This window comes from Flavobacterium columnare NBRC 100251 = ATCC 23463 (assembly GCF_002530675.1).
Lineage (GTDB): Bacteria > Bacteroidota > Bacteroidia > Flavobacteriales > Flavobacteriaceae > Flavobacterium > Flavobacterium columnare.
This window is the reverse complement of the sequence record NZ_PCMX01000023.1, coordinates 48,732-70,072: the sequence shown is the minus strand read 5'-3', so window position 1 is coordinate 70,072 and position 21,341 is coordinate 48,732. Positions and strand designations below refer to the sequence as shown.

At 32.1% G+C, this 21,341-nt stretch carries 17 protein-coding genes; 9 read left to right on the top strand and 8 right to left on the bottom strand.

Annotated elements, in window-relative coordinates:
- Nucleotides 1–91: 91 nt before the first annotated feature.
- Complete coding sequence (locus tag B0A78_RS04170; protein WP_014165885.1) at nucleotides 92–481, bottom strand: DUF3127 domain-containing protein; 390 nt, start codon at nucleotides 479–481, stop codon at nucleotides 92–94.
- A 15-nt stretch (nucleotides 482–496) separates the two neighbouring features.
- On the bottom strand, nucleotides 497–1,369 hold the full coding sequence (locus B0A78_RS04165; RefSeq protein WP_014165886.1) for a flavin reductase family protein: 873 nt from the start codon (nucleotides 1,367–1,369) through the stop codon (nucleotides 497–499).
- A 95-nt stretch (nucleotides 1,370–1,464) separates the two neighbouring features.
- Here B0A78_RS04165 and B0A78_RS04160 point away from each other — a divergent pair, with 95 nt between their 5' ends.
- From B0A78_RS04160 to B0A78_RS04140, 5 genes are all read left to right on the top strand, one after another.
- Nucleotides 1,465–2,616, top strand: coding sequence for a sensor histidine kinase (locus tag B0A78_RS04160; RefSeq protein WP_014165887.1), 1,152 nt, complete (start codon nucleotides 1,465–1,467; stop codon nucleotides 2,614–2,616).
- Nucleotides 2,607–3,719: an NAD(P)/FAD-dependent oxidoreductase gene (locus B0A78_RS04155; protein ID WP_014165888.1), complete on the top strand. Its 1,113-nt coding sequence runs from the start codon at nucleotides 2,607–2,609 to the stop codon at nucleotides 3,717–3,719. The genes B0A78_RS04160 and B0A78_RS04155 overlap by 10 nt, the downstream gene beginning before the upstream one ends.
- The gene (gene mtgA, locus B0A78_RS04150; RefSeq protein ID WP_014165889.1) at nucleotides 3,720–4,469 is read left to right on the top strand and encodes a monofunctional biosynthetic peptidoglycan transglycosylase; all 750 of its coding nucleotides are present in this window, start codon (nucleotides 3,720–3,722) and stop codon (nucleotides 4,467–4,469) included.
- A gap of 64 nt (nucleotides 4,470–4,533) precedes the next feature.
- Complete coding sequence (locus B0A78_RS04145) at nucleotides 4,534–6,171, top strand: S41 family peptidase (protein WP_097609414.1); 1,638 nt, start codon at nucleotides 4,534–4,536, stop codon at nucleotides 6,169–6,171.
- 126 nt (nucleotides 6,172–6,297) lie between these two features.
- Nucleotides 6,298–6,996 (top strand): zinc metallopeptidase, encoded by a 699-nt coding sequence (locus tag B0A78_RS04140; RefSeq protein WP_088418301.1) that lies wholly within the window; start codon nucleotides 6,298–6,300, stop codon nucleotides 6,994–6,996.
- Between the two features lie 67 nt (nucleotides 6,997–7,063).
- Here B0A78_RS04140 and B0A78_RS04135 read toward each other — a convergent pair whose 3' ends face one another.
- Both B0A78_RS04135 and B0A78_RS04130 read right to left on the bottom strand, forming a co-directional pair.
- Nucleotides 7,064–7,534 carry an Lrp/AsnC family transcriptional regulator gene (locus B0A78_RS04135; protein WP_060383689.1) on the bottom strand — a complete coding sequence of 157 codons (471 nt, stop codon included), beginning with the start codon at nucleotides 7,532–7,534 and terminating at the stop codon, nucleotides 7,064–7,066.
- Nucleotides 7,535–7,747: 213 nt separating this feature from the next.
- Entirely contained in the window at nucleotides 7,748–9,100 is a 1,353-nt protein-coding gene (locus B0A78_RS04130) for a saccharopine dehydrogenase family protein (RefSeq protein ID WP_097609413.1), read from the bottom strand.
- 121 nt (nucleotides 9,101–9,221) lie between these two features.
- Here B0A78_RS04130 and B0A78_RS04125 point away from each other — a divergent pair, with 121 nt between their 5' ends.
- Both B0A78_RS04125 and pckA read left to right on the top strand, forming a co-directional pair.
- Nucleotides 9,222–9,608: a DUF423 domain-containing protein gene (locus B0A78_RS04125; protein WP_014165894.1), complete on the top strand. Its 387-nt coding sequence runs from the start codon at nucleotides 9,222–9,224 to the stop codon at nucleotides 9,606–9,608.
- 68 nt (nucleotides 9,609–9,676) lie between these two features.
- Entirely contained in the window at nucleotides 9,677–11,302 is a 1,626-nt protein-coding gene (pckA, locus tag B0A78_RS04120) for a phosphoenolpyruvate carboxykinase (ATP) (protein WP_097609412.1), read from the top strand.
- Nucleotides 11,303–11,375: 73 nt separating this feature from the next.
- On the opposite strand, the gene dusB is transcribed toward pckA, so the two are convergent.
- Entirely contained in the window at nucleotides 11,376–12,359 is a 984-nt protein-coding gene (gene dusB / locus B0A78_RS04115) for a tRNA dihydrouridine synthase DusB (protein ID WP_014165896.1), read from the bottom strand.
- A 497-nt stretch (nucleotides 12,360–12,856) separates the two neighbouring features.
- Here dusB and lepA point away from each other — a divergent pair, with 497 nt between their 5' ends.
- Nucleotides 12,857–14,653: a translation elongation factor 4 gene (gene lepA / locus B0A78_RS04110; RefSeq protein WP_014165897.1), complete on the top strand. Its 1,797-nt coding sequence runs from the start codon at nucleotides 12,857–12,859 to the stop codon at nucleotides 14,651–14,653.
- 385 nt (nucleotides 14,654–15,038) lie between these two features.
- Here the strand turns inward: lepA and B0A78_RS04105 are convergent, their stop codons facing one another.
- The 3 genes from B0A78_RS04105 to uvrC all read right to left on the bottom strand — a co-directional run bounded on the left by B0A78_RS04105 (nucleotide 15,039) and on the right by uvrC (nucleotide 20,623).
- The gene (locus tag B0A78_RS04105) at nucleotides 15,039–16,490 is read right to left on the bottom strand and encodes an amino acid permease (protein WP_014165898.1); all 1,452 of its coding nucleotides are present in this window, start codon (nucleotides 16,488–16,490) and stop codon (nucleotides 15,039–15,041) included.
- Between the two features lie 97 nt (nucleotides 16,491–16,587).
- Nucleotides 16,588–18,828 (bottom strand): patatin-like phospholipase family protein, encoded by a 2,241-nt coding sequence (locus tag B0A78_RS04100; RefSeq protein WP_077225830.1) that lies wholly within the window; start codon nucleotides 18,826–18,828, stop codon nucleotides 16,588–16,590.
- A 4-nt stretch (nucleotides 18,829–18,832) separates the two neighbouring features.
- A complete protein-coding gene (gene uvrC, locus B0A78_RS04095) occupies nucleotides 18,833–20,623 on the bottom strand; it encodes an excinuclease ABC subunit UvrC (RefSeq protein WP_014165900.1) in 1,791 nt (596 codons plus the stop codon).
- 61 nt (nucleotides 20,624–20,684) lie between these two features.
- Between uvrC and B0A78_RS04090 the strand changes: the two genes are divergently transcribed.
- Complete coding sequence (locus B0A78_RS04090) at nucleotides 20,685–21,251, top strand: 5-formyltetrahydrofolate cyclo-ligase (protein WP_014165901.1); 567 nt, start codon at nucleotides 20,685–20,687, stop codon at nucleotides 21,249–21,251.
- The last annotated feature ends 90 nt before the right edge of the window (nucleotides 21,252–21,341 follow it).

The following is a 21,341-nucleotide window of genomic DNA, read 5'->3' as shown; positions in this document are numbered from 1 at the left end:
ATAAAAAAGTACAAAGATATTATTAAACTAAAAAGTCATTCAAATATTTTGCATACTGAATGACTTTTTTATCTTTTATCTTTCCTTTCAATTAAAAAGGAAGATCGTCATGTTCTTCTTCATTAAAACTAGGCGCTGGTTCAAAAGCTTGTGCGGCAGGCATTGGAGGCATTTGTTGGGACATAGCAGGTTGTGTTGCTTGCATAGGTTGCACTCTTTCAATTCTCCACCCTTGAATGGTGTTAAAATATTTAGCTTCTCCTTGTGGATTAATCCACTCGCGACCACGTAAATTAATGGATACTTTTACCTGTTCTCCCACTTGGAAGTTATTCAAATCATCTACTTTTGCTTGAGTAAACTCAATCATGATATGTTGTGGATATTGCTCCTCTGTTGTAACTACTAATTCTCTTTTTTTAAAAGATGCACTAACCTCTTGTGTAGGGTTAATCATTTTAATTCTTCCTGTAACTTCCATGATAACTTGTATTAATTATTTTGCTAACAACACTTTCCATGCCGAAAGTATGTCCTGTTTTTTTAAATACTCTTTAGCTAATTCCTTGATTATTATAGGATTATTAGCTTGCAAAGCTTCTTTAATTGAATTGTTTTCTTGGACAAAGATAAGGATTTCTTCTTCTTTTGGCAAAGCCTCTATATTTCCTAACATACCTAAATCATTTCCTGTAAAAAAAGAATCTTCTTTAATAAAGTTAGGAATTGCATCTACTCCAATCCCCAAAGTGATCAAAGGTTTTGGAACTTCAAACAACCCCATATTAGAACGCGAATACCAATTTCCGCCTAAACGAGCCACTAAATCAATTTTATGTTGATCAATCATCCCATTTTCATCTAAGATAGTTTCATCTACATGGATTTTGAGAACTTCACAAATTATTAAATTACCAGCACCTCCTTCTGTTCCTAATGCAATTATCTCATTTACTTTACATTCAAATTGTACGGGTGATTCGGCAACACGAAATGGTTTTACAAGATCAGAAGATAAAGCCGTGAGACCTGCTTTTTCAAATTCATTTATTCCTTCGGGATACTCCGTGCTAGAAAGTGACATTTGTTGTACCATATCATAGTTTACAACATTTATTACTACTTCTTTAGTTTCTAATGCGTTTTCTAAGGTGTGCTTAGTCGTATTACCTCTTACTCTTCTGGCAGGAGAAAAAACTAATATAGGAGGATTAGCACTAAAAACATTAAAAAAGCTAAAAGGAGATAAATTAGGTCTACCTTGTGCATCTATCGTACTAGCAAATGCAATGGGTCTTGGTGCAATGGCCCCTTGTAAATAGGACTGAACCTGTGGGGTAGATAATTCAGTAGGAATGAAACTTTTCATCTATAAATTGGTTTTTAAACAAAAATAAGAAAAGAAGCTATAAAATAAAGTAAAGAAAATAGACTTTTATTATATTTAGACTTTTAAGTATAAATATGAATTTTACCAATAAAAATAATTCTATTCGTTGGCTACTAGTAGGGTTTTCTTTCCTAATTATTAGCCTTATTTTGTGGAACACCTATACTTTGATGCAAATTTTTAGAAAAGAAGAGCGTCATAAAATGGAACTTTGGGCTACAGCTCAAAAAACATTACAAAATGCAACAGATGAAACCGAAGTAGATTTGCCTCTACAAATACTAACCAATAATGAAACTATTCCTACAATACTATTAGATGAAAAAGACAATATATTGAGTTTTACCAATCTAGATGAAGCTCTATTTAAGAGCCCTAAAAAAACGAAACATCTTATTCTACAATTTAAACAAGCTAATAACAAAATTAATATTGAATACGACAAAGGAAAACGTCGCTATTTATATTATATGGACTCGGCGTTATTAAGCCAACTAAAATATTATCCTATAGCATTGATTACGATCATTGTGCTATTTGGTGCTTTAGTTTATAATTATTATAGAACCAATAAAATTTCAGCTCAAAGCAAACTCTGGGCGGGTATGGCCAAAGAAACAGCACATCAAATAGGTACACCGCTTTCATCACTAATGGGATGGGTCGAAATTATGAAAGCTGAGCAAGTAGATGAAATTATCGTTTCTGAAATTGAAAAAGATCTTTTTAGACTTCAAAACATAACGGAACGTTTTTCTAAAATAGGCTCTGAACCTAATTTAGAAAATAAAAATATTGTGGAAGAAACAAAATTAGTATACGATTATTTAGCTTCCCGATTTGAAGGACAAGTGAAATTTCAGTTTTTTTCGGCTGAACAAGATTTGTTTGTCAAAATAAATCCTACATTACATAGTTGGACAATAGAAAATTTAGTAAAAAATGCTGTAGATGCTATGCGAGGTAGAGGAGATATAGATCTAATTATAGTAAATGAAGATGATTATATTAAAATAAAAATATCCGATTCAGGTAAAGGCATTCCAAGAAATCATTTCAAAAAAATATTTGAGCCTGGTTTTACTACTAAAAAAAGAGGTTGGGGGCTTGGATTATCTTTGACTAAACGTATAGTAGAAGAATATCATAAAGGAAAAATAAAAGTTTTACATTCTGAAATTAACAAAGGAACGATCTTTCAAATTAGTTATAAAAAATGCGTCTAAGTTACTGGGAAATAAAAAATTGGTTTACAGCCGTTGATTTTGCCATAGTAGGCAGTGGAATCGTAGGTTTGCATACCGCTTTACGTCTGCGCGAACGATATCCTAACAGCAAAATACTTGTTTTAGAAAAAGGGAAACTCCCAGAAGGAGCTAGTACCAAAAATGCTGGGTTCGCTTGTTTTGGTTCTCTATCAGAGATTCTAGACGATCTAAAAACACATACAGAAGAAGAAGTTATTCAACTCGTAAAAAAACGTTGGAATGGATTACAACTACTACGTAAAAATTTAGGAGATGTTTCTATTGATTTAAAACGCTATGGTGGGTATGAATTATTTTTATCGGAAAATGAAGACTGTTATGAAGACTGTTTGCAAAAAATGCCATTTATAAATAATCTTCTTCGTCCTTTGTTTAAAGCAGATACTTTTGAAAAACAAACAAATCGTTTTAATTTTAAGAACATAAAAAAATATAGCCTATTTAATCCATTTGAGGCACAAATAGATACAGGCCAAATGATGCAAGCATTGTTAAAAAAAGGATTCGAAAATAATATTCTCATTTTAAATAATCAAACGGTTAAAAATTATGCAGACTTAGGGAATGAAGTAGAAGTAGAATTAGGGGATTATACCTTTAAAACCCAAAAACTACTCTTTGCAACCAACGGATTTGCTGAAAATTTAACAAATGGTGAAGTAAAACCTGCGAGAGCACAAGTACTCATAACTGAACCTATACCTAATTTAGAAATAAAAGGAACTTTTCATTTAGATAAAGGATATTATTATTTCAGAAATATAGACAATCGGATTTTATTAGGAGGAGGACGAAATTTAGATTTTATAGGTGAAACAACTATTTCACTGGATCAAACAGCTTTAATACAAAACAAATTGGAAGAATTATTAAAAACTGTAATTTTGCCACAAAATAAAGTAACCATTGCTCATCGTTGGAGCGGTATTATGGGAGTAGGCATTCACAAAAAACCAATAGTAAAATCGCTTTCAACAAATGTTTTTTGCGGGGTACGAATGGGAGGTATGGGTGTTGCCATAGGGAGTTTAATAGGACAAGAATTAGCGGATTTAATATAAATGACAACAAAAAAAAACATAAATAACAAAACAAATACAAAAACGAAGTCTAAAAAACCATCGTCTACTTTTACGACTAAGGTTAAATTGTTTTTATGGAAGTGTTTTTTGTATTTTAATGTAATCTCTATAGCTTTTGTATTTTTATTTAAATACATACCAGTACCTTTTACTCCTTTAATGATAATACGAGCAATAGAAAATAAAGCAGCTGGTAAAGAAGTTATCTTTTCACATGATTGGGTACCCATTGATGATCTATCCCTTAATTTACAAAAAGCCGTTATATCTAGCGAAGACGGTCTTTTTCTTCAACACAACGGATTTGATTTTTCTGCTATGAATAAAGCATTTAAAGGAAATCTAAAAGGAAAAAAATTAAAAGGAGGAAGCACCATATCACAACAAACAGCTAAAAACGTTTTTTTATGGCAAGGACGTAGTTACTTACGTAAAGCATTAGAAGCTTATTACACTGTTTTGATTGAATTAGTATGGGGTAAAAAACGCATTATGGAAGTTTATTTAAACAGCATCGAAATGGGGAATGGTATTTATGGAGCAGAAGCCGCATGTCAATACTGGTTTCACAAAAGCTCTAAAAGCCTCACAAAATACGAAGCTGCTTCAATAGCAGCCATATTACCAAGTCCAAGAAAATACAAAGCCGTTGGATCTTCTAACTATGTTGAAAAAAGAAAAAATAAAACCATCCGTGTAATGCGTCATATAGGAACTTTAGAATATTAAAAATTAAAGATAATTTTTCTAGTTCCTTTAAGTAATTATAAAGTGTTTTAATAAACCATATATTATGAGTCTATCCATAAAAAAAAGATATATTTTACCTGTACTTGCAGGAGGTTTTTTGTTTGTAGGAGCTAGTTTCAAAGAAGATTTTTTTGAAATAGCCAAGCAGATTGAAATTTTTACAACCTTATTTAAGACCGTTAATATGAATTATGTTGACCAAACAAATCCTGCTGAATTAATGGATAAGTCAATAAAAAGTATGTTAGCTGAATTAGATCCCTATACTGTTTATTTTAATGAAGCTGACGTAGTTCGCTTCAAAATAAATAATACAGGTGAATATACAGGTATAGGTGCCATGATTACCAGAAAAGAAGGTAGAACTTATATACGTGAACCTTATAAAGGTTATCCTGCAGACAAAGCGGGTTTAAAAGCAGGTGATGAAATCATTCAAGTTAATGATGTCATCCTTTCTGATTTTAAAGAAGATGTATCTCAATTACTCAAAGGGAGTAAGAATACCAAAATTTCCATACAATATAAAAGAAATAATGAACTCAAAACGACTCAATTACTTTTAGATGAAATAGATGTAAAAGCAGTTCCTTATTATGGTATGGCTGACTCTAAAACAGGTTATATCGTACTCTCACAATTTAATGCAAAAGCTTCCAGCGAAACACGCGAAGCATTAGAAAATTTAAAAGATCAAGGAGCCACTCAAATCATATTAGATCTTAGAGGTAATCCAGGTGGACTTTTACACGAAGCAGTCAATATATGCAATTTATTCGTTCCCGCTGGAGAGATCATTGTAACCACAAAATCTAAAATAGAAAAACACAATAACATCTACAAAACATCTAAGCAACCCGTAGATTTAGATATTCCTCTTGCTATCATTGTAGATGGTAAAAGTGCTTCCGCAAGTGAAATTGTTTCAGGCGCATTACAAGACCTAGACCGAGCAGTAATCATAGGTTCTAGAAGTTTTGGTAAAGGATTAGTTCAACGTCCTATTGATTTAACATACGGTACGCAACTAAAAGTAACGATTTCTAGATACTATACACCATCAGGACGTTGTATTCAAGCATTAGATTATTCAAAAAAAGATGCTAATGGTAAAGCTATACGTACAGATGCAAAAAATTATAATGCTTTTAAAACACGCAAAGGAAGAACAGTATATGATGGTGGAGGTATTCAACCTGATATTGAACTAGAAGAAAGTAAAACGAGTACTATAACTGATGCTTTAGTTAGAGGAGATGCTATTTTTATGTATGCTAATCAATACTATTATAAACATCCAAATTTAGGTAATTCAATCCCAAACTTAGGAGATACAGATTTTAGTGAATTTAAAAATTACTTGAAATCACAAAAATTTTCGTTTGATACTAAAACCGATTTAGCTCTTAAATCCGTTTTAGAACAAGCTAAAAAAGAAAAAATAGAGGGGCAAATTAAAACCCAATATGAGGCTTTGCAACAAGCTTTACAGAAAACAGATGAGGTAGAATTAGATAAGAATAAAAATGAAATTATAAATTTATTAAAAGACGAACTCATCAAAAGGTACCAATATAAAGAAGGTCTTTATCAATACTATGCAAAAAATAATAGCGTTATAAGAAAAGCTACTGATTTGTTAAACAACTCAGTACAGTACAAACAAATTTTATTAAAATAAAAAAGATTCGTTTGCCTATTATAAGAAATCAAAATGGGGAACTTTTATTATTTTTGTAAATAAATGTCAATTTGACATTCTTTAAAAATGGCTTAAAATTTGTAGTTTTATTAAAAAAATAAAATCATGATAGGATATTATATTTTACTTGGAGGTATTGCCCTTGTAAGTTGGTTGGTAAGTAACCGTTTACAAAATAAATTTGAGTATTATTCAAAAGTACATTTGCGAAATGGACTAAGTGGTGCCGAAATTGCAGAAAAAATGCTCCATGATCATGGGATTTATGATGTGAAAGTAATTTCTACACCAGGTAGATTAACGGATCATTATAATCCAGTAGATAAAACGGTAAATCTATCAGAAGCAGTGTATAATCAAAGAAATGCGGCGGCGGCGGCTGTAGCGGCTCATGAGTGCGGTCACGCGGTTCAACATGCAACGGCATATAGTTGGTTAGCAATGCGTTCTAAAATGGTACCGATGGTAAATGTATCCTCTTCTATATCTCAATGGTTGATTATGGGCGGTTTGATTTTAGGAATTGCTTCTAAAGGATTATCAATAGGATATATTGTAGCTTTAATAGGTTTAGCTTTAATGACTATAGCAACTGCTTTTTCGTTAATTACATTACCTGTAGAATATGATGCAAGTAATCGAGCACTGGCTTGGTTAAAAAACAAAAATATGGTAAGTCAACAAGAATATGAAGGGGCAGAAGATTCTTTAAAATGGGCAGCTAGGACTTATTTAGTGGCAGCTATTGGTGCAGTAGCTTCTATGTTGTACTGGGCAATGCAAGTATTTGGTAGGAGAGATTAATTTTTTAAAAGTAAAAGATTTATAAATGCCTTAGAAGTAAAAAACTTTTAAGGCATTTTTTATTAATTTATAATTGTATTTGTCTTTCTATTTGTTGATCTAAGGATATAAAAGTTTCAGTTCTAGAAACACCCTCTATAAATTGAATTTTGGTATTTAATAATTGCATTAAATGTTCATTGTCACGACAGATCATCTTTATTAAAATACTCCAATTACCTGTAGTATAATGACACTCCAATACTTCTGGAATTTTACGTAACTCCTTAACAGCTTCTGAATTTCGCGCGGCGCGATCTAGGTATATTCCTACAAATGCCATAGTGCTATATCCTAAGACTTTTGTATTAACAATAAACTTTGAACCCGAAATGACTTTAGCTTCCTCTAATTTTCGTAATCTTTGATGAATAGCTGCTCCTGAAATTCCTATTTTATTAGCAATCTGTAAAATAGGCTTACGAGCATCGTCCATTAAATAACGCAAGATTTCTTTGTCTATACCGTCAATTTCAATTTGTAAGTGATTTATTCGCATGGATTTAAAATTGAAAATCGAAAGTTAACTTTTGTTTTTAAATAAAACAATAAAACTAAATATTATTCGGTCTTGAAACTTATGAATACAGCCCAAAGCATCCTGTTTACTAGGTGCTTTTTGTCTTATGGCCGAACAAAATTAGAGCGAACTAGATATAAAAAATCACCCATCGAAAAGAATGGGTGACTTAAAAATAAGTAGGAGGGTAGATTAATTATATCCTTTGTATGGAACTTCTTTTTCATTAAAAATAACTCCATATTCCTCTAACTCTTTTAGTATAGGTATATAAACTTCTTTTTTAATTGGTAATTGCACGCCAGGTGTGGTAATATTCCCATTTAAGATTTGTAAAGTAGCCATTGCTACAGGCAAACCTACCGTTTTAGCCATAGCAGTATAAGTCTGATCATCGCCTATGCAAACCATCGTAGCATCTATTTGTTTGAGCTGACCATTTAATTCATAACCAAACTTATGATACATCACAATCATATCTTTATCATTTGATTGTAATGTCCATGAATCAGTTAATATTTTTTCTAAAGCTTGTGCTGGTGTAGCGTTCTTAATACCTAATGTTTTTTGACTATTAAATAAGTCCAATTCCACAAGTTTGTCCCACATTACATCGTCTTGATCTATTTTTAATTGATGACGTAATTTTATTTCAACGGAGTCACTAGCATGGTATGGCAAAAATAGATTTACAAAATCACGATAGCTCATTTTTTCAGAATCATCAATTACATAAGAATCATCTGTCATACCCAGTTGGACAAACATATCCCATGCTTTAGAATAGCCTACACGACGGATAGTTCCTCTATAAAGAGTTAAAGCATCATCTAAATTATAGATGCTTTTATATTTTAGTGAATCTCGATTAGCGTATCCTTCAAAACGCCCAAATCCATCAATTTCTAGAAATTCCGTTCTACGAAATAATTTATTATACGGAATGTACTTGTAAGTTCCTTCTTGTATGAATTTGGCAGCTCCACCTTGACCTGCTAACACAACATTTCTAGGAGCCCAAGTAAATTTATAATTCCAAAGGTTAGAGTCATTTTCAGGAGCTACTAATCCACCACAAAATGATTCAAAGAGTATTGTTTTACCTCCTTGTTCGCGGATTTCATCTAATACTTTCATCGCACTCATGTGATCTATACCAGGATCTAATCCTACTTCATTCATGAATACTAAACCATTTTTTTTTGCCTGTTCATCTAAAGCTTGCATGGCATCACTAATGTATGAAGCGGTAACCATGTGTTTTTTGTATACAATACAATCTTTTGCTACCTCAATATGCATATGAGCAGGAAGCATTGAAATTACTATGTCCGCTTTTTGAATTTCAACTTGTCGCTGATTTGCATCATGAATATCTAAAGCAATAGGCGTTGCGTTCTTATGACCCAATGTTTTACGTTGTGCTAATTCTAATGACAAATCACCTATGGTAAGATGTAAATTTTCGCTTTCAGATTTTTCTAAAAGGTATTTTATTAAAGAAGAAGCAGAACGACCTGCTCCGATAATTAGTACATTTCTCATTTTTAGTTTGGTAAAAAATCACACAAATGTAATCAAATGTTGTTTTTTCAAAAACGAAATAGGTAAAATATATAGTTTTTTTTGAGAAGACTGTGGTAAATTTGGAAAAAAATTCAATAAAATGGACAAGAAAATTCTATTAGCAGCTTTGCTCTTTGGGGCAGTTTCAATTATTCTGGGAGCTTTTGGAGCGCATGCCCTTAAAAAAACCTTGGATTCAGATCAATTAGTTTCTTTTGAAGTAGGGGTGCGTTATATGATGTATCATGCTTTATTTTTACTGTTTTTAGCTACAACCAATGTGTTCTTACCTGAACAAAAAAATATAATTTTTAATTTGGTAGTATTAGGAATATTGTTTTTTTCTGTTTCCATTTTCCTTCTTTCTACACAGTCTATCACAAGTTTTAATTTAAAATTCCTAGGGCCTATAACGCCTGTAGGAGGAATATTGTTAATATCTGCTTGGGTTCTGGCATTTTATTACATTTTTACAAAAAAAATCTAAACTGTGAGTCTATTTAAATAATATTTATACTTTTGTCGTTAAAATTGAACACACACATCATAAATTTTATGGAAGCATACACACCACCTACGAAAACGATTTCGTTAGAAAAGTACGGAATTAGTGGCGTTAAAGAAATTGTATATAATCCTACATACGAATTGTTGTATCAGGAAGAATTAAGCCCTGAATTAGAAGGTTACGAAAAAGGGCAGTTAACTGAATTGGGGGCAGTTAATGTAATGACAGGTGAGTTTACAGGTCGTTCTCCTAAAGATAAATATATTGTTAAAGATGCTGTAACAGAAGATACTATTTGGTGGACTTCTGAAAAGGCTGTAAACGATAACAAGCCTATTAGTACTGATACTTGGAATGCTTTAAAGCAAAATACAATTGAACAATTATCAGGAAAAAGACTTTTTGTAGTTGATACTTTTTGCGGGGCCAATGAAAACACACGATTAAAAGTTCGTTTCATTGTAGAAGTTGCATGGCAGGCGCATTTTGTGAAAAATATGTTTATTCGTCCAACAGAAGAAGAGTTAGCTGATTATGGCGAACCTGATTTTGTAGTAATGAATGCCTCAAAACGCGGTTTTGCAGATTATAAAACGCACGGGCTGAATTCTGAAGTTTACATTGCTTTTAACCTAACAGAAAAAATCCAACTAATTGGAGGGACTTGGTATGGTGGAGAAATGAAGAAAGGTTTGTTTTCAATGATGAACTACTATTTACCCTTACAAGGGATGGCTTCTATGCACTGTTCAGCAAATAAAGGAAAAGACGGCGATGTTGCCGTATTCTTTGGTTTGTCAGGAACAGGAAAAACTACTTTATCTACAGATCCTAAACGTGAATTAATTGGAGACGATGAGCATGGATGGGATAATGACGGTGTTTTTAACTTTGAAGGAGGTTGTTATGCAAAAACAATTGATTTAAGTAAAGAAAACGAACCAGATATTTACGGCGCCATCAAACGCGATGCTTTGTTAGAAAACGTGACGGTTGATGCGGATGGTAAAATTGATTTTAAAGATGGTTCTGTAACACAAAACACACGTGTTTCATATCCTATTTATCATATTAATAATGTTGTAACTCCAGTATCAAAAGCAGGTCATGCTACTAAGGTAATATTTTTAACAGCAGATGCTTTTGGTGTAATGCCTCCCGTTTCTAAGTTAACTCCTGAACAAACAAAATATTATTTCTTGTCAGGATTTACAGCTAAATTAGCAGGAACTGAAAGAGGAGTAACACAACCAGAGCCAACTTTTTCAGCGTGTTTTGGTAAGGCGTTCTTGTCTTTGCATCCTACAAAGTATGGGGAAGAATTGGTGAAGAAAATGGAAGAACACAATGCTAAGGCCTATATGGTAAATACAGGGTGGAATGGTACAGGTAAACGTATTTCTATTAAAGACACACGTGCTATCATTGATGCTATTTTAGATGGTTCTATTGAAAATGCAGAAACAACCGTTGTACCAGTATTTAATTTTGAAGTTCCTACAGCATTACATGATGTTAATTCTGAAATTTTAGATCCTCGTAATACGTATGTTGATGCTTCAGAATGGCAAACTAAAGCAGAGGATTTAGCAGGAAGATTTATTAAAAACTTTGTACAATATACAGATAATGAAGAAGGCGAACGTTTAGTAGAAGCGGGACCCCAATTATAAAACAAGAATATCTAAAACAAGACGGGCTTTCCTAAAGGAAAGCCCGTCTTGTTTAGAATACATATTTTTGAATTTATTTTTCAGAATACTTATGAATAATTTCTTCAAAAACAAATAATAAATCTTGATAATTATCTAATGTAACCAATTGGTTACGATACTCCTTAAAATGAGGAACTCCTTTAAAATAATTGGTGTAATGACGACGCATTTCTACAATACCCACACGTTCACCTTTCCATTCAATAGACCATGTTAAATGGTTTTTAGCTGCTTCTACTCGATCTGTAATATTAGGTAAGTTTAATAATTCGCCAGTAGTAAAATAATGTTTAATCTCATTAAAAATCCAAGGATATCCAATAGCAGCACGACCAATCATAATGCCATCTAACCCATAAGTATTTTTGTATTCTAATGCTTTTTCCGCGGAATCAATATCACCATTACCAAAAATAGGTATTTTTATTCGTGGGTTGTTTTTTACACGTGCAATGTGTGACCAATCGGAATGACCTTTATACATTTGTGCACGCGTACGTCCGTGAATAGTTAAAGCCTGAATACCTACATCTTGTAATCGCTCAGCTACTTCATCAATATTGATAGAAGCATCATCCCAACCCAAACGAGTTTTAACCGTTACAGGTAGATTTGTGCTATTTACAACGGCTTTGGTTAAACGTACCATCAAGTCAATATCTTTTAAAACGCCTGCGCCAGCTCCTTTACAGACTACTTTTTTTACTGGACAACCAAAGTTGATGTCTAATAAATCAGGTTGCACGGTTTCTACTATTTTAGCACTCATGGCCATCGCCTCTTCATCTCCACCAAAAATTTGGATGCCTACCGGGCGTTCATAATCAAATATGTCAAGTTTTTGACGGCTTTTAATAGCATCACGAATTAGTCCCTCACTAGAAATAAATTCAGAGTACATCAAATCAGCACCATGCATCTTACACAAGCGACGAAAAGGAGGGTCACTCACGTCTTCCATAGGAGCTAATAACAAAGGAAAATCAGGTAGCTCTATATTGCCTATTTTAACCATCGGTCTATATTTTGGTGCAAAATTACAAAATAATGAGAACATACTTTAACTTAAAGTATGATTAGGTTCTAAGCATTTTTTGAAAATTCAGATTAAATTTTAAATTTATTTATCTGAAGATCTAAAGGTAAATTATATGTCTTTAATCTAGATCATGTATTAGAAAATTATTGCAGATAAAAAGGACTTTAAATCTGAAAACACTCAATTTTTATTTTTTTATTTTCATCAAAAAGTCTAATGTATATAGTTTAGGTTAAAACTTTAAATATCAAATAAATTAGGTTTTTGTACATCGTGTTTTTAAATAAAAATAATGTTTTGTCTATTTTATATGATATTATTGAATTATGATAGAAGAAGTAATGCCTAATTTTCTGTAAAAACACAAAGAAAAGGATAGGATTAATAAATGAATTTGTAATTCTAGTTGAGATATATGAATTTGATTATATTTGCATATTAAAGATTCCGCAATTTTTTGGAAGGTAAGAACGATGAAGAAAATTAGAAATTTTTGCATTATTGCACATATTGACCATGGTAAAAGTACCTTGGCTGACCGTTTATTAGATGCCACGCAAACTGTAACGGCACGTGAAGCGCAAGCGCAGTTGTTAGATAATATGGATTTAGAGCGCGAACGTGGGATTACCATTAAAAGTCATGCCATCCAAATGGAATACAATTATAAAGGAGAACAATACATCTTAAATTTAATTGATACGCCAGGACACGTGGATTTTTCCTATGAAGTTTCACGCTCAATTGCTGCTTGTGAAGGTGCTTTATTGATTGTAGATGCGGCACAAAGTATACAAGCGCAAACAATTTCTAATTTATACTTAGCATTAGAGAATGACTTAGAAATTATTCCTGTATTGAATAAGGTAGATTTGCCAAGTGCTAACCCAGAGGAAGTAAGTGATGATATAGTAGAATTACTAGGATGTAAATTAGAAGATATCATTCATGCTTCTGGAAAAACAGGATTTGGTGTGGATAAAATCTTAGAAGCTATAGTAGAGCGTATTCCTGCTCCAGAAGGAAATCCAGAAGAGCCTTTACAAGCATTAATTTTTGACTCGGTATACAATCCGTTTAGAGGTATTGAAGTTATTTTCCGAGTAAAAAATGGCGAAATTAAAAAAGGTCAAAAAATTAAATTCATGGCTACAGGCAATGAATATTTTGCGGATGAAATAGGTACTTTAAAACTAAACCAAGTTCCTAAAAACGTTGTTTCTACAGGCGATGTTGGGTACTTAATTTCTGGAATCAAAGAAGCTAAAGAAGTTAAGGTAGGGGATACTATTACAGATGCTAAAACACCTACTACTAATATGATTCACGGTTTTGAAGATGTGAAACCCATGGTTTTTGCTGGAATTTATCCAGTAGATACAGAAGATTATGAAGAATTGCGTGCCTCAATGGAAAAGTTGCAGCTAAATGATGCTTCATTAGTTTTTGCTCCCGAAAGTTCAGCAGCCTTAGGGTTTGGCTTCCGTTGTGGTTTCTTAGGTATGTTACACATGGAAATCATTCAAGAGCGTTTAGAACGTGAATTTAATATGACTGTAATTACTACAGTACCTAACGTTTCGTATTTAGCTTATACAAAAAAAGACCCTGAAACAGCATTTATTGTTAACAACCCTTCGGATTTGCCAGAACCGTCTAAATTAGATAGAGTTGAGGAACCATTTATAAAAGCAACCATTATTACAAAATCGGATTTTGTGGGTAATGTTATGAGTTTATGTATTGAAAAAAGAGGACAAATTACAAATCAGACTTATTTGACTCCTGAGCGTGTTGAATTAAATTTTGATATGCCGTTAGCTGAAATCGTTTTTGACTTCTATGATCGCTTAAAAACGGTCTCTAAAGGGTATGCTTCTTTTGATTATCATCCTATCGGAATGCGTACCTCTAAGTTAGTTCGTTTAGATGTATTATTAAACGCACAGAATGTAGATGCCTTATCTGCCTTAATTCATGAAGATAATGCGTATCATATTGGTAAAAAAATGTGTGAAAAATTAAGAGAGTTAATCCCACGTCAGCAATTTGAAATTCCTATTCAAGCTGCTATTGGAGCTAAGATTATTGCTCGTGAAACCATTAAAGCTTTGCGTAAAGACGTAACCGCTAAATGTTATGGAGGTGATATATCACGTAAACGTAAACTTCTTGAAAAACAAAAACAAGGTAAGAAGCGTATGCGTCAAGTAGGAAATGTAGAAATTCCACAATCAGCATTTATGGCAGTATTAAAATTAAATGATTAATAAGAAGAATAATTTATAATCAAAAGGCGATCAGAAATGATTGCCTTTTTTTGTATTAATGATTTTTAAAGAAGGATGTAAATTATAGTTATAAAATCATCTTAGTGATCTTTTAGAGATTTTAAAAGATTTGTGTTTAATATTCTGATGTATCTTTTGCCTCCCCCATGTTCTATATTAGGAAAAGGGAGAAAGTAAAAAGGCACGGAATTTTTTTGACATAGCTGTGGTTTTACATGGAAGGGAAAAATGGAGTGCTTTTCTATTCAAATCCATTTTTATCTGTAATCCATTTCTAATGCGTAATCTGAGGTTAAAATCAGGGTATAAAAAACCCAAGTTAAAAATTTTTAACTTGGGTTTTTAAAAGGTATAAATAAGTTTATTATTCTTTATCTTTATTAAGCTTACTATTTTTTTTGCCGTATATAAAGTATATAATGATGCCCAATGCCATCCAAATAACTAAACGCATCCAGCTTTCAAGTGGTAACGAATACATTAAATACAAACAAACCAAAATACCTGCAATAGGAACGAATGGTACTAATGGAGTCTTAAACGCTCTTGGAATATCTGGCATTTTAACACGCATTACCAGTACGCCAATACATACCAAAACAAAGGCTAAAAGGGTACCAATACTTACCATGTGACCTAAATCGGATACAGGAACAAAACCAGCAAAAACACTCACAAAAAGTAAGAAAAAGATATTTGTTTTCCAAGGAGTTCTGTATTTAGGGTGAATAGTACTGAAAAACTTTGGTAATAAGCCGTCATTACTCATTGTGTAAAACACGCGACTTTGTCCCATTAGCATAACTAACATTACAGAGGTATAGCCAGCTAATACAGCAACTATAAGACCTGTTTGCAAGAATGTATAAGGGGTTTTTGAAAACGCAGTGGCAGCTGGTTTCGCATCTCCAGCAAATTCATGATAAGGTACTAAACCAGTCATAACATGTGCAAAAAGAACATATAATATTGTACAAACAATCAAGGAACCTAATATACCTATTGGCATGCCTTTTTGTGGGTTTTTTGCTTCTTGTGCTGCTGTAGATACAGCATCAAAGCCTATAAAAGCAAAGAATACAGTTGCAGCACCAGCAGCAATACCTGACCATCCAAATTGACCTTTTACACCTGTGTTTTCAGGGATATATGGACTATAATTGTCAGGGTTGATGTAATTCCAGCCTAATATGATGAAAAGTATTACAACAGCAACTTTTAGAATCACTAAGAAATTATTTAAATTGGCAGATTCTTTTGTTCCTCTAATTAATAGTAAGGAAAGTAATGAAACTACAAGAACAGCAGGTAAATTTATAACGCCCCCTTCTATGACTGTACCATCGCTTAATTTTAGAGTTTCCCAAGGTGAACATATTAAGCTATGAGGTAAATGAATTCCAAATTTATTTAATAATTCTAGAAAATATCGTGACCAACTTACGCCCACTGTTGCAGCACCTAATGCGTATTCTAAAACTAAATCCCAGCCAATGATCCAAGCCATGAATTCACCCATAGTAGCATAAGAATAAGTATATGCACTTCCTGCAACTGGAATCATTGAAGCAAATTCAGCATAACATAGTCCAGCAAAAGCACAACCAATTGCAGCTAAAACAAAAGACAGAGTCACAGCAGGGCCTGCATTTTCAGCAGCGGCAATACCTGTTAGCGAAAATAGTCCTGCCCCTATAATTGCTCCAATTCCTAAGGCAACTAAGGCACCCGAAGACAGAGTTCTTTTTAGACCTTTTTCTGAATCAGAAGCTTCAGCTAATAAAAGATCAATAGATTTTCTTTTCCAAATAGACATAAAATTTAAAAGTTTGGTTTATATCGTTCCAAAAATAGCTTTTTTAGAAATAATAAACGAATAAAAATGAATTTTATAAATATCTTTAACATAAAAATTAAAAATAAAATCCTACGCTAAAGAAAGTATAATGATTGGTGGTTTCAGGAGACCAAGAATGTTTGATTTCAATGGGACCAATAAGAGTCTCTAATCCATAGCCTAAAGCATATCCTGTATAGTCTGGTTTTGTAATCCATTCGCCATTATTGAATATTTTTTTTCCAACATTTGAAAAATTCGCAGTAAAGTTAAGATGATGTTTTTTATAAAATATATAATCACAACTCAAACTTCCTTTTACATAACTATCGCCACTTTTTGATAAAAAATCATATCCTAAAAAAGGTCTAAAATTTCCAAAATGATGAAATCCATAACCTCCTAATACAAAATCATTAATGTTATTGAGTTTTTTGCCAATGGTAAATCCTCCTTCTGATTGTATTTTTATTGAAAAATGATTCCAAAACGTTTTTACGTATGCCATATCTGCCATAAATAATGAAGCTTTTTCAAAATCGCCTGAATAATTTGATGAATGAAAAATACTATTGATATCACCAAAAAAGTACCAACCCGATTTCGGAAAATATTTGTTATCGAACGAGTCAAACCTCATAAAGCCTATTGCGCTCAAATAATGGCTTTTATCTAATTGAGGAGAGAGAGAACCTGTTGAGTTGGATGTTATATCTATGTATTTGTGCTCTATTCCAGCACCAATTAAAAATTTTTGAGCAAAAATAGTTTGTAAATATGTTTTGTTTGATACTGATTTGTAGTTAATGTCTATTGAATTTCTATTGAAATGATTCATTAATTTATTTCCTTTGAAATCTACGAGACTAGTTCTGCTAAATTGATCGTAATTGCTTTTGATACCAAAACTCCAACGATATCCGTTATCAATGTAATAATCAAGGTTAAAACGGGTATTATCTCCTAGTATTAAATCGAAAGAGGCCACATCGTTTTTAAAAATCAAATTTTTTTGTGTAACATTAAATAATATTCCTGATTTAAAAATATTGTCATAATGCAAACCTAATTTAAGGTAGGTTTTTATAGGATTATCGACTACATTAATAATCAAATCATCTTTATTGTTATTTTTTATAAATTGATATGTAATAGAAGTGAAATTTTGTGTGGCATTTAGATTATTCAATCCTGAATGCAACTGATTATAAGTAATTTTGTTTTCAGGAAGAAAACGTAATTTTCCCAAAAAATAACTTCGAGTATAATTTTTAGAACCTTCAATACCTATACCGTTTATGTCTAATGTATTTTCTTTTTCCTTTTTGGTTACAGATGGAATATGTATACCTAACGTTTTTAATTTTTCCCAATGAGGTTTGCAGGCATCTACTCCTGTTTGTATAATTTCTTTGCCTTCTTCAAAAGAAATAACGGAATAAGGTTTGATATTAGGTTTGATGTATAAGTCAATTAATTGTTTTTTCTTTTCAATGCTTTGTAATGTACTAAAGTTTGATATTTGAGATAGTACATCCGTTGCCCCACTAATATCATCAATGTTTTTTAGATTATCTTGTACATCTATAGCTATAATTATATCGGCTCCCATTTTTTTAACTTCTTCAACAGGAAAATTATTTGTTACCCCTCCATCTATATAAAAACGATTGTCTATTTGTACAGGAGAATATAAAGAGGGAAAGGCACCACTTGCGGATAAACATAATGGCAGGATTCCTTTTTTTAAAACTATTTCTTGACCCGTTTCTAAATCAGTAGTGATACATAAAAAGGGGATTTTTAATAAACTAAAATCCGTAATATGTCGGTATGGGTGAGTTAATTTGCTAATCAAGTTGAAGTTGTAAAGCCCTTTTGAAATTCCTTTAGGAACCGATATTTTTAATTTTTGAAAAGGAAGTGTTACAGCATATACTTCATTGTTGTATTTTTCATAAAAAGTTTGATTGTCTCTAGGTATTCTGTCTCGTAATATAGAGTCAGGATCTGTTTCACTAAAGATAGAGTCAAGTTCGTGTGCTGTATATCCACAAGCATATAGTCCACCTATAATAGCCCCCATACTTGTACCTCCTATATAATCTATTTTGATGCCTGCTCTTTCAATTTCTTTTAATGCGCCAATATGCGCCAGTCCTTTAGCTCCGCCACCGCTTAGAACAAGACCAATTTTAGGTTTTTTGTTGAGTTCTTGTGCGGAAAGAGTTGTGTTAAAAAGAATAAGATAAGTAATGAACCCCAAATAATACGAGAATATACTTGCTAAACGACTAGCAGATTTTAGATTAGGCATATAGCTATTTTTTAGTATAAAAGTCGTGAATTTTTTTGGCTTTTGAAAGCCCTATAACATCAGAAATTTCTTTTTCTGTTGCTTCTTTAATCCTTTTTACACTTTTAAAATGTTTTAGCAGTATTTCTCTTGTTTTTTCGCCTATTCCTGGAATTAGTTCTAATTCTGATTGTATTGCATTTTTGCTTCGTTTATCTCTATGAAAGGTAATGCCAAATCGATGAGCTTCATTTCGCAAATGTTGGATGGTTTTTAGTGTTTCTGATTTTTTATCAAGATATAAAGGAATGGAGTCTCCAGGATAAAAAATTTCTTCTAATTTTTTAGCAATACCTATTATAGCTATTTTTCCTCTTAGCCCTAAATCATCTAAACTTTTTAAAGCAGAAGAGAGTTGACCTTTTCCTCCATCTATAATGATAAGTTGAGGCAAGGGTTCTTGTTCTTCTAACAGGCGTTTGTATCTTCTGTACACTACCTCTTCCATAGAAGCAAAATCATTAGGACCTTCTACTGTTTTGATATTAAAATGGCGATAATCTTTTTTGCTAGGTTTCCCGTTTTTAAAGACAACACAGGCGGAAACAGGATTAGTACCTTGTATGTTAGAATTGTCAAAGCATTCTATATGGCGGGGTTCAATGCTTAGACGCAGATCTTTTTGCATCTGTGCCATTAGTCTGTTAGTATGTCTTTCGGGATCTACGATTTTAATTTGTTTGAGTTGATCTAAACGGTAATATTTAGCATTGCGTTCTGAAAGGTCTAAAATTTGTTTTTTATCACCGGATTTAGGAATTGTTACGGTTATTTTATCCCCTAAATTTACTTCAAAAGGAGCAATGATTTCTTTGGCATTTAAATGAAAACGTTCACGTAATTCAATAATACCCAATTCTAAAAGTTCTGAATCGGTTTCTTCTAATTTTTTCTTAATTTCCATAGTGTGAGATCGAACAATAGCACCATGTGATATTTGTAAAAAATTAATGTAAGCCATTGCTTCATCAGAAATAATTGAAAAGACATCCAGATTAGTGATTTTAGGATTTAATATAGTTGATTTAGCTTGATAATTTTCTAAAACTTCTATTTTTTCTTTTATTTTTTGAGCTTCTTCAAATTGCAAGTCCATAGCCAAATCTTGCATCATTTTCTTGAAGTCACGTAATGAATCTTTAAAATTTCCTTTTAAAATCTCTCGAATAGCATTTACTTGTTCGTGATAACGAACTTGTGTTTCATAACCTTCACACGGGCCTTTGCAATTACCTATATGATACTCGAGACAAACTTTGAATTTTCCAGATCTAATATTAGATTGGCTCAAATCATAACTACAAGTACGTAAGGGATAAAGTTCTTTGATGAGTTCTAAAATAGTATTTACTGTTTTAAAACTTGTATAAGGGCCAAAATATTCGGATCCATCTTTAATCATTCTTCTTGTAGGGAATATTCTGGGAAAAGCTTCATTTTTAATGCAAATCCAAGGATAGGTTTTGTCATCTTTTAGGTTGATGTTATAACGAGGTTGTAGTTTTTTTATCAGATTGTTCTCTAGTAGCAAAGCATCTGTTTCGGTTGGAACTACGATGTGTTTAATTTCGGTGATTTTTTTTACTAAAACATTAATTCTTGCTGTGTCATGTGTTTTTGTAAAATAAGAAGAAACTCGTTTCTTTAAATTTTTTGCTTTTCCAACATATAAAATCTTTCCTTCTTTATCAAAGTATTGATAGACACCTGGTTGATCAGGGAGTGTTTGAATTTGAAGTTCAAGTGAAGAGCTCATACGGGTAGTTTAGTATATGAAAAACAAACAAATTTAATTTATTTTCTGTTAAATTTGTCTTATGAATAAAAAAGACCTTCGAGAAAAGTATAAAACATTGCGTAAATCACTTGTTTTTGATGAAATTATGAATGATAGTTTGAGTATAGCTAATCATTGTTTAGATTTACCCATTTGGGACAAAACGTATTTTCATCTTTTTTTACCTATTGAAAAACAAAAAGAAATTAATACTGAATTTATCCTTCAGATTTTATCAGGTAGGGATAAAGAAGTGGTAGTTTCTAAATCTAATTTTGAGACTAGGGAAATGACTCATTATCTTTTAACGGATAATACACAGTTTCAAGTGAATGATTATGGTATTCCTGAACCAGTAGAAGGTATAGAGGTTCCTGTTTCTAAAATAAATGTAGTCTTTGTTCCTTTATTAGCGTATGATAAGAAAGGAAATCGTGTAGGTTATGGAAAAGGATTTTATGATCAATTCTTATCAGTTTGTAAACCTGAAACAATAAAAATAGGACTTTCTTATTTTGATCCCGAGGAGTTAATATCTGATGTTAGTACTTCTGATATTGTGTTAGATTATTGCGTAACACCATTTGGTGTAATACAATTTAAATAAAAAAGGTGTCCAAAAAACAAAAAATCAATGCTTTGTTTATTGCTCCAACTCTAGTTGGTATTTCATAATCAATATGGTTTGATTTGATGT

Excerpts from the sequence above, each read along its gene's own strand:
- mtgA (WP_014165889.1), top strand. The coding sequence starts at position 3,720 with ATGACAACAAAAAAAAACATAAATAACAAAACAAATACAAAAACGAAG.
- B0A78_RS04155 (WP_014165888.1), top strand. The coding sequence starts at position 2,607 with ATGCGTCTAAGTTACTGGGAAATAAAAAATTGGTTTACAGCCGTTGAT.
- B0A78_RS04135 (WP_060383689.1), bottom strand. The coding sequence starts at position 7,534 with ATGCGAATAAATCACTTACAAATTGAAATTGACGGTATAGACAAAGAA.
- B0A78_RS04170 (WP_014165885.1), bottom strand. The coding sequence starts at position 481 with ATGGAAGTTACAGGAAGAATTAAAATGATTAACCCTACACAAGAGGTT.
- dusB (WP_014165896.1), bottom strand. The coding sequence starts at position 12,359 with ATGGTTAAAATAGGCAATATAGAGCTACCTGATTTTCCTTTGTTATTA.
- lepA (WP_014165897.1), top strand. The coding sequence starts at position 12,857 with ATGAAGAAAATTAGAAATTTTTGCATTATTGCACATATTGACCATGGT.
- pckA (WP_097609412.1), top strand. The coding sequence starts at position 9,677 with ATGGAAGCATACACACCACCTACGAAAACGATTTCGTTAGAAAAGTAC.
- B0A78_RS04140 (WP_088418301.1), top strand. The coding sequence starts at position 6,298 with ATGATAGGATATTATATTTTACTTGGAGGTATTGCCCTTGTAAGTTGG.
- B0A78_RS04105 (WP_014165898.1), bottom strand. The coding sequence starts at position 16,490 with ATGTCTATTTGGAAAAGAAAATCTATTGATCTTTTATTAGCTGAAGCT.
- B0A78_RS04090 (WP_014165901.1), top strand. The coding sequence starts at position 20,685 with ATGAATAAAAAAGACCTTCGAGAAAAGTATAAAACATTGCGTAAATCA.
- uvrC (WP_014165900.1), bottom strand. The coding sequence starts at position 20,623 with ATGAGCTCTTCACTTGAACTTCAAATTCAAACACTCCCTGATCAACCA.
- B0A78_RS04165 (WP_014165886.1), bottom strand. The coding sequence starts at position 1,369 with ATGAAAAGTTTCATTCCTACTGAATTATCTACCCCACAGGTTCAGTCC.
- B0A78_RS04145 (WP_097609414.1), top strand. The coding sequence starts at position 4,534 with ATGAGTCTATCCATAAAAAAAAGATATATTTTACCTGTACTTGCAGGA.
- B0A78_RS04125 (WP_014165894.1), top strand. The coding sequence starts at position 9,222 with ATGGACAAGAAAATTCTATTAGCAGCTTTGCTCTTTGGGGCAGTTTCA.
- B0A78_RS04130 (WP_097609413.1), bottom strand. The coding sequence starts at position 9,100 with ATGAGAAATGTACTAATTATCGGAGCAGGTCGTTCTGCTTCTTCTTTA.
- B0A78_RS04160 (WP_014165887.1), top strand. The coding sequence starts at position 1,465 with ATGAATTTTACCAATAAAAATAATTCTATTCGTTGGCTACTAGTAGGG.
- B0A78_RS04100 (WP_077225830.1), bottom strand. The coding sequence starts at position 18,828 with ATGCCTAATCTAAAATCTGCTAGTCGTTTAGCAAGTATATTCTCGTAT.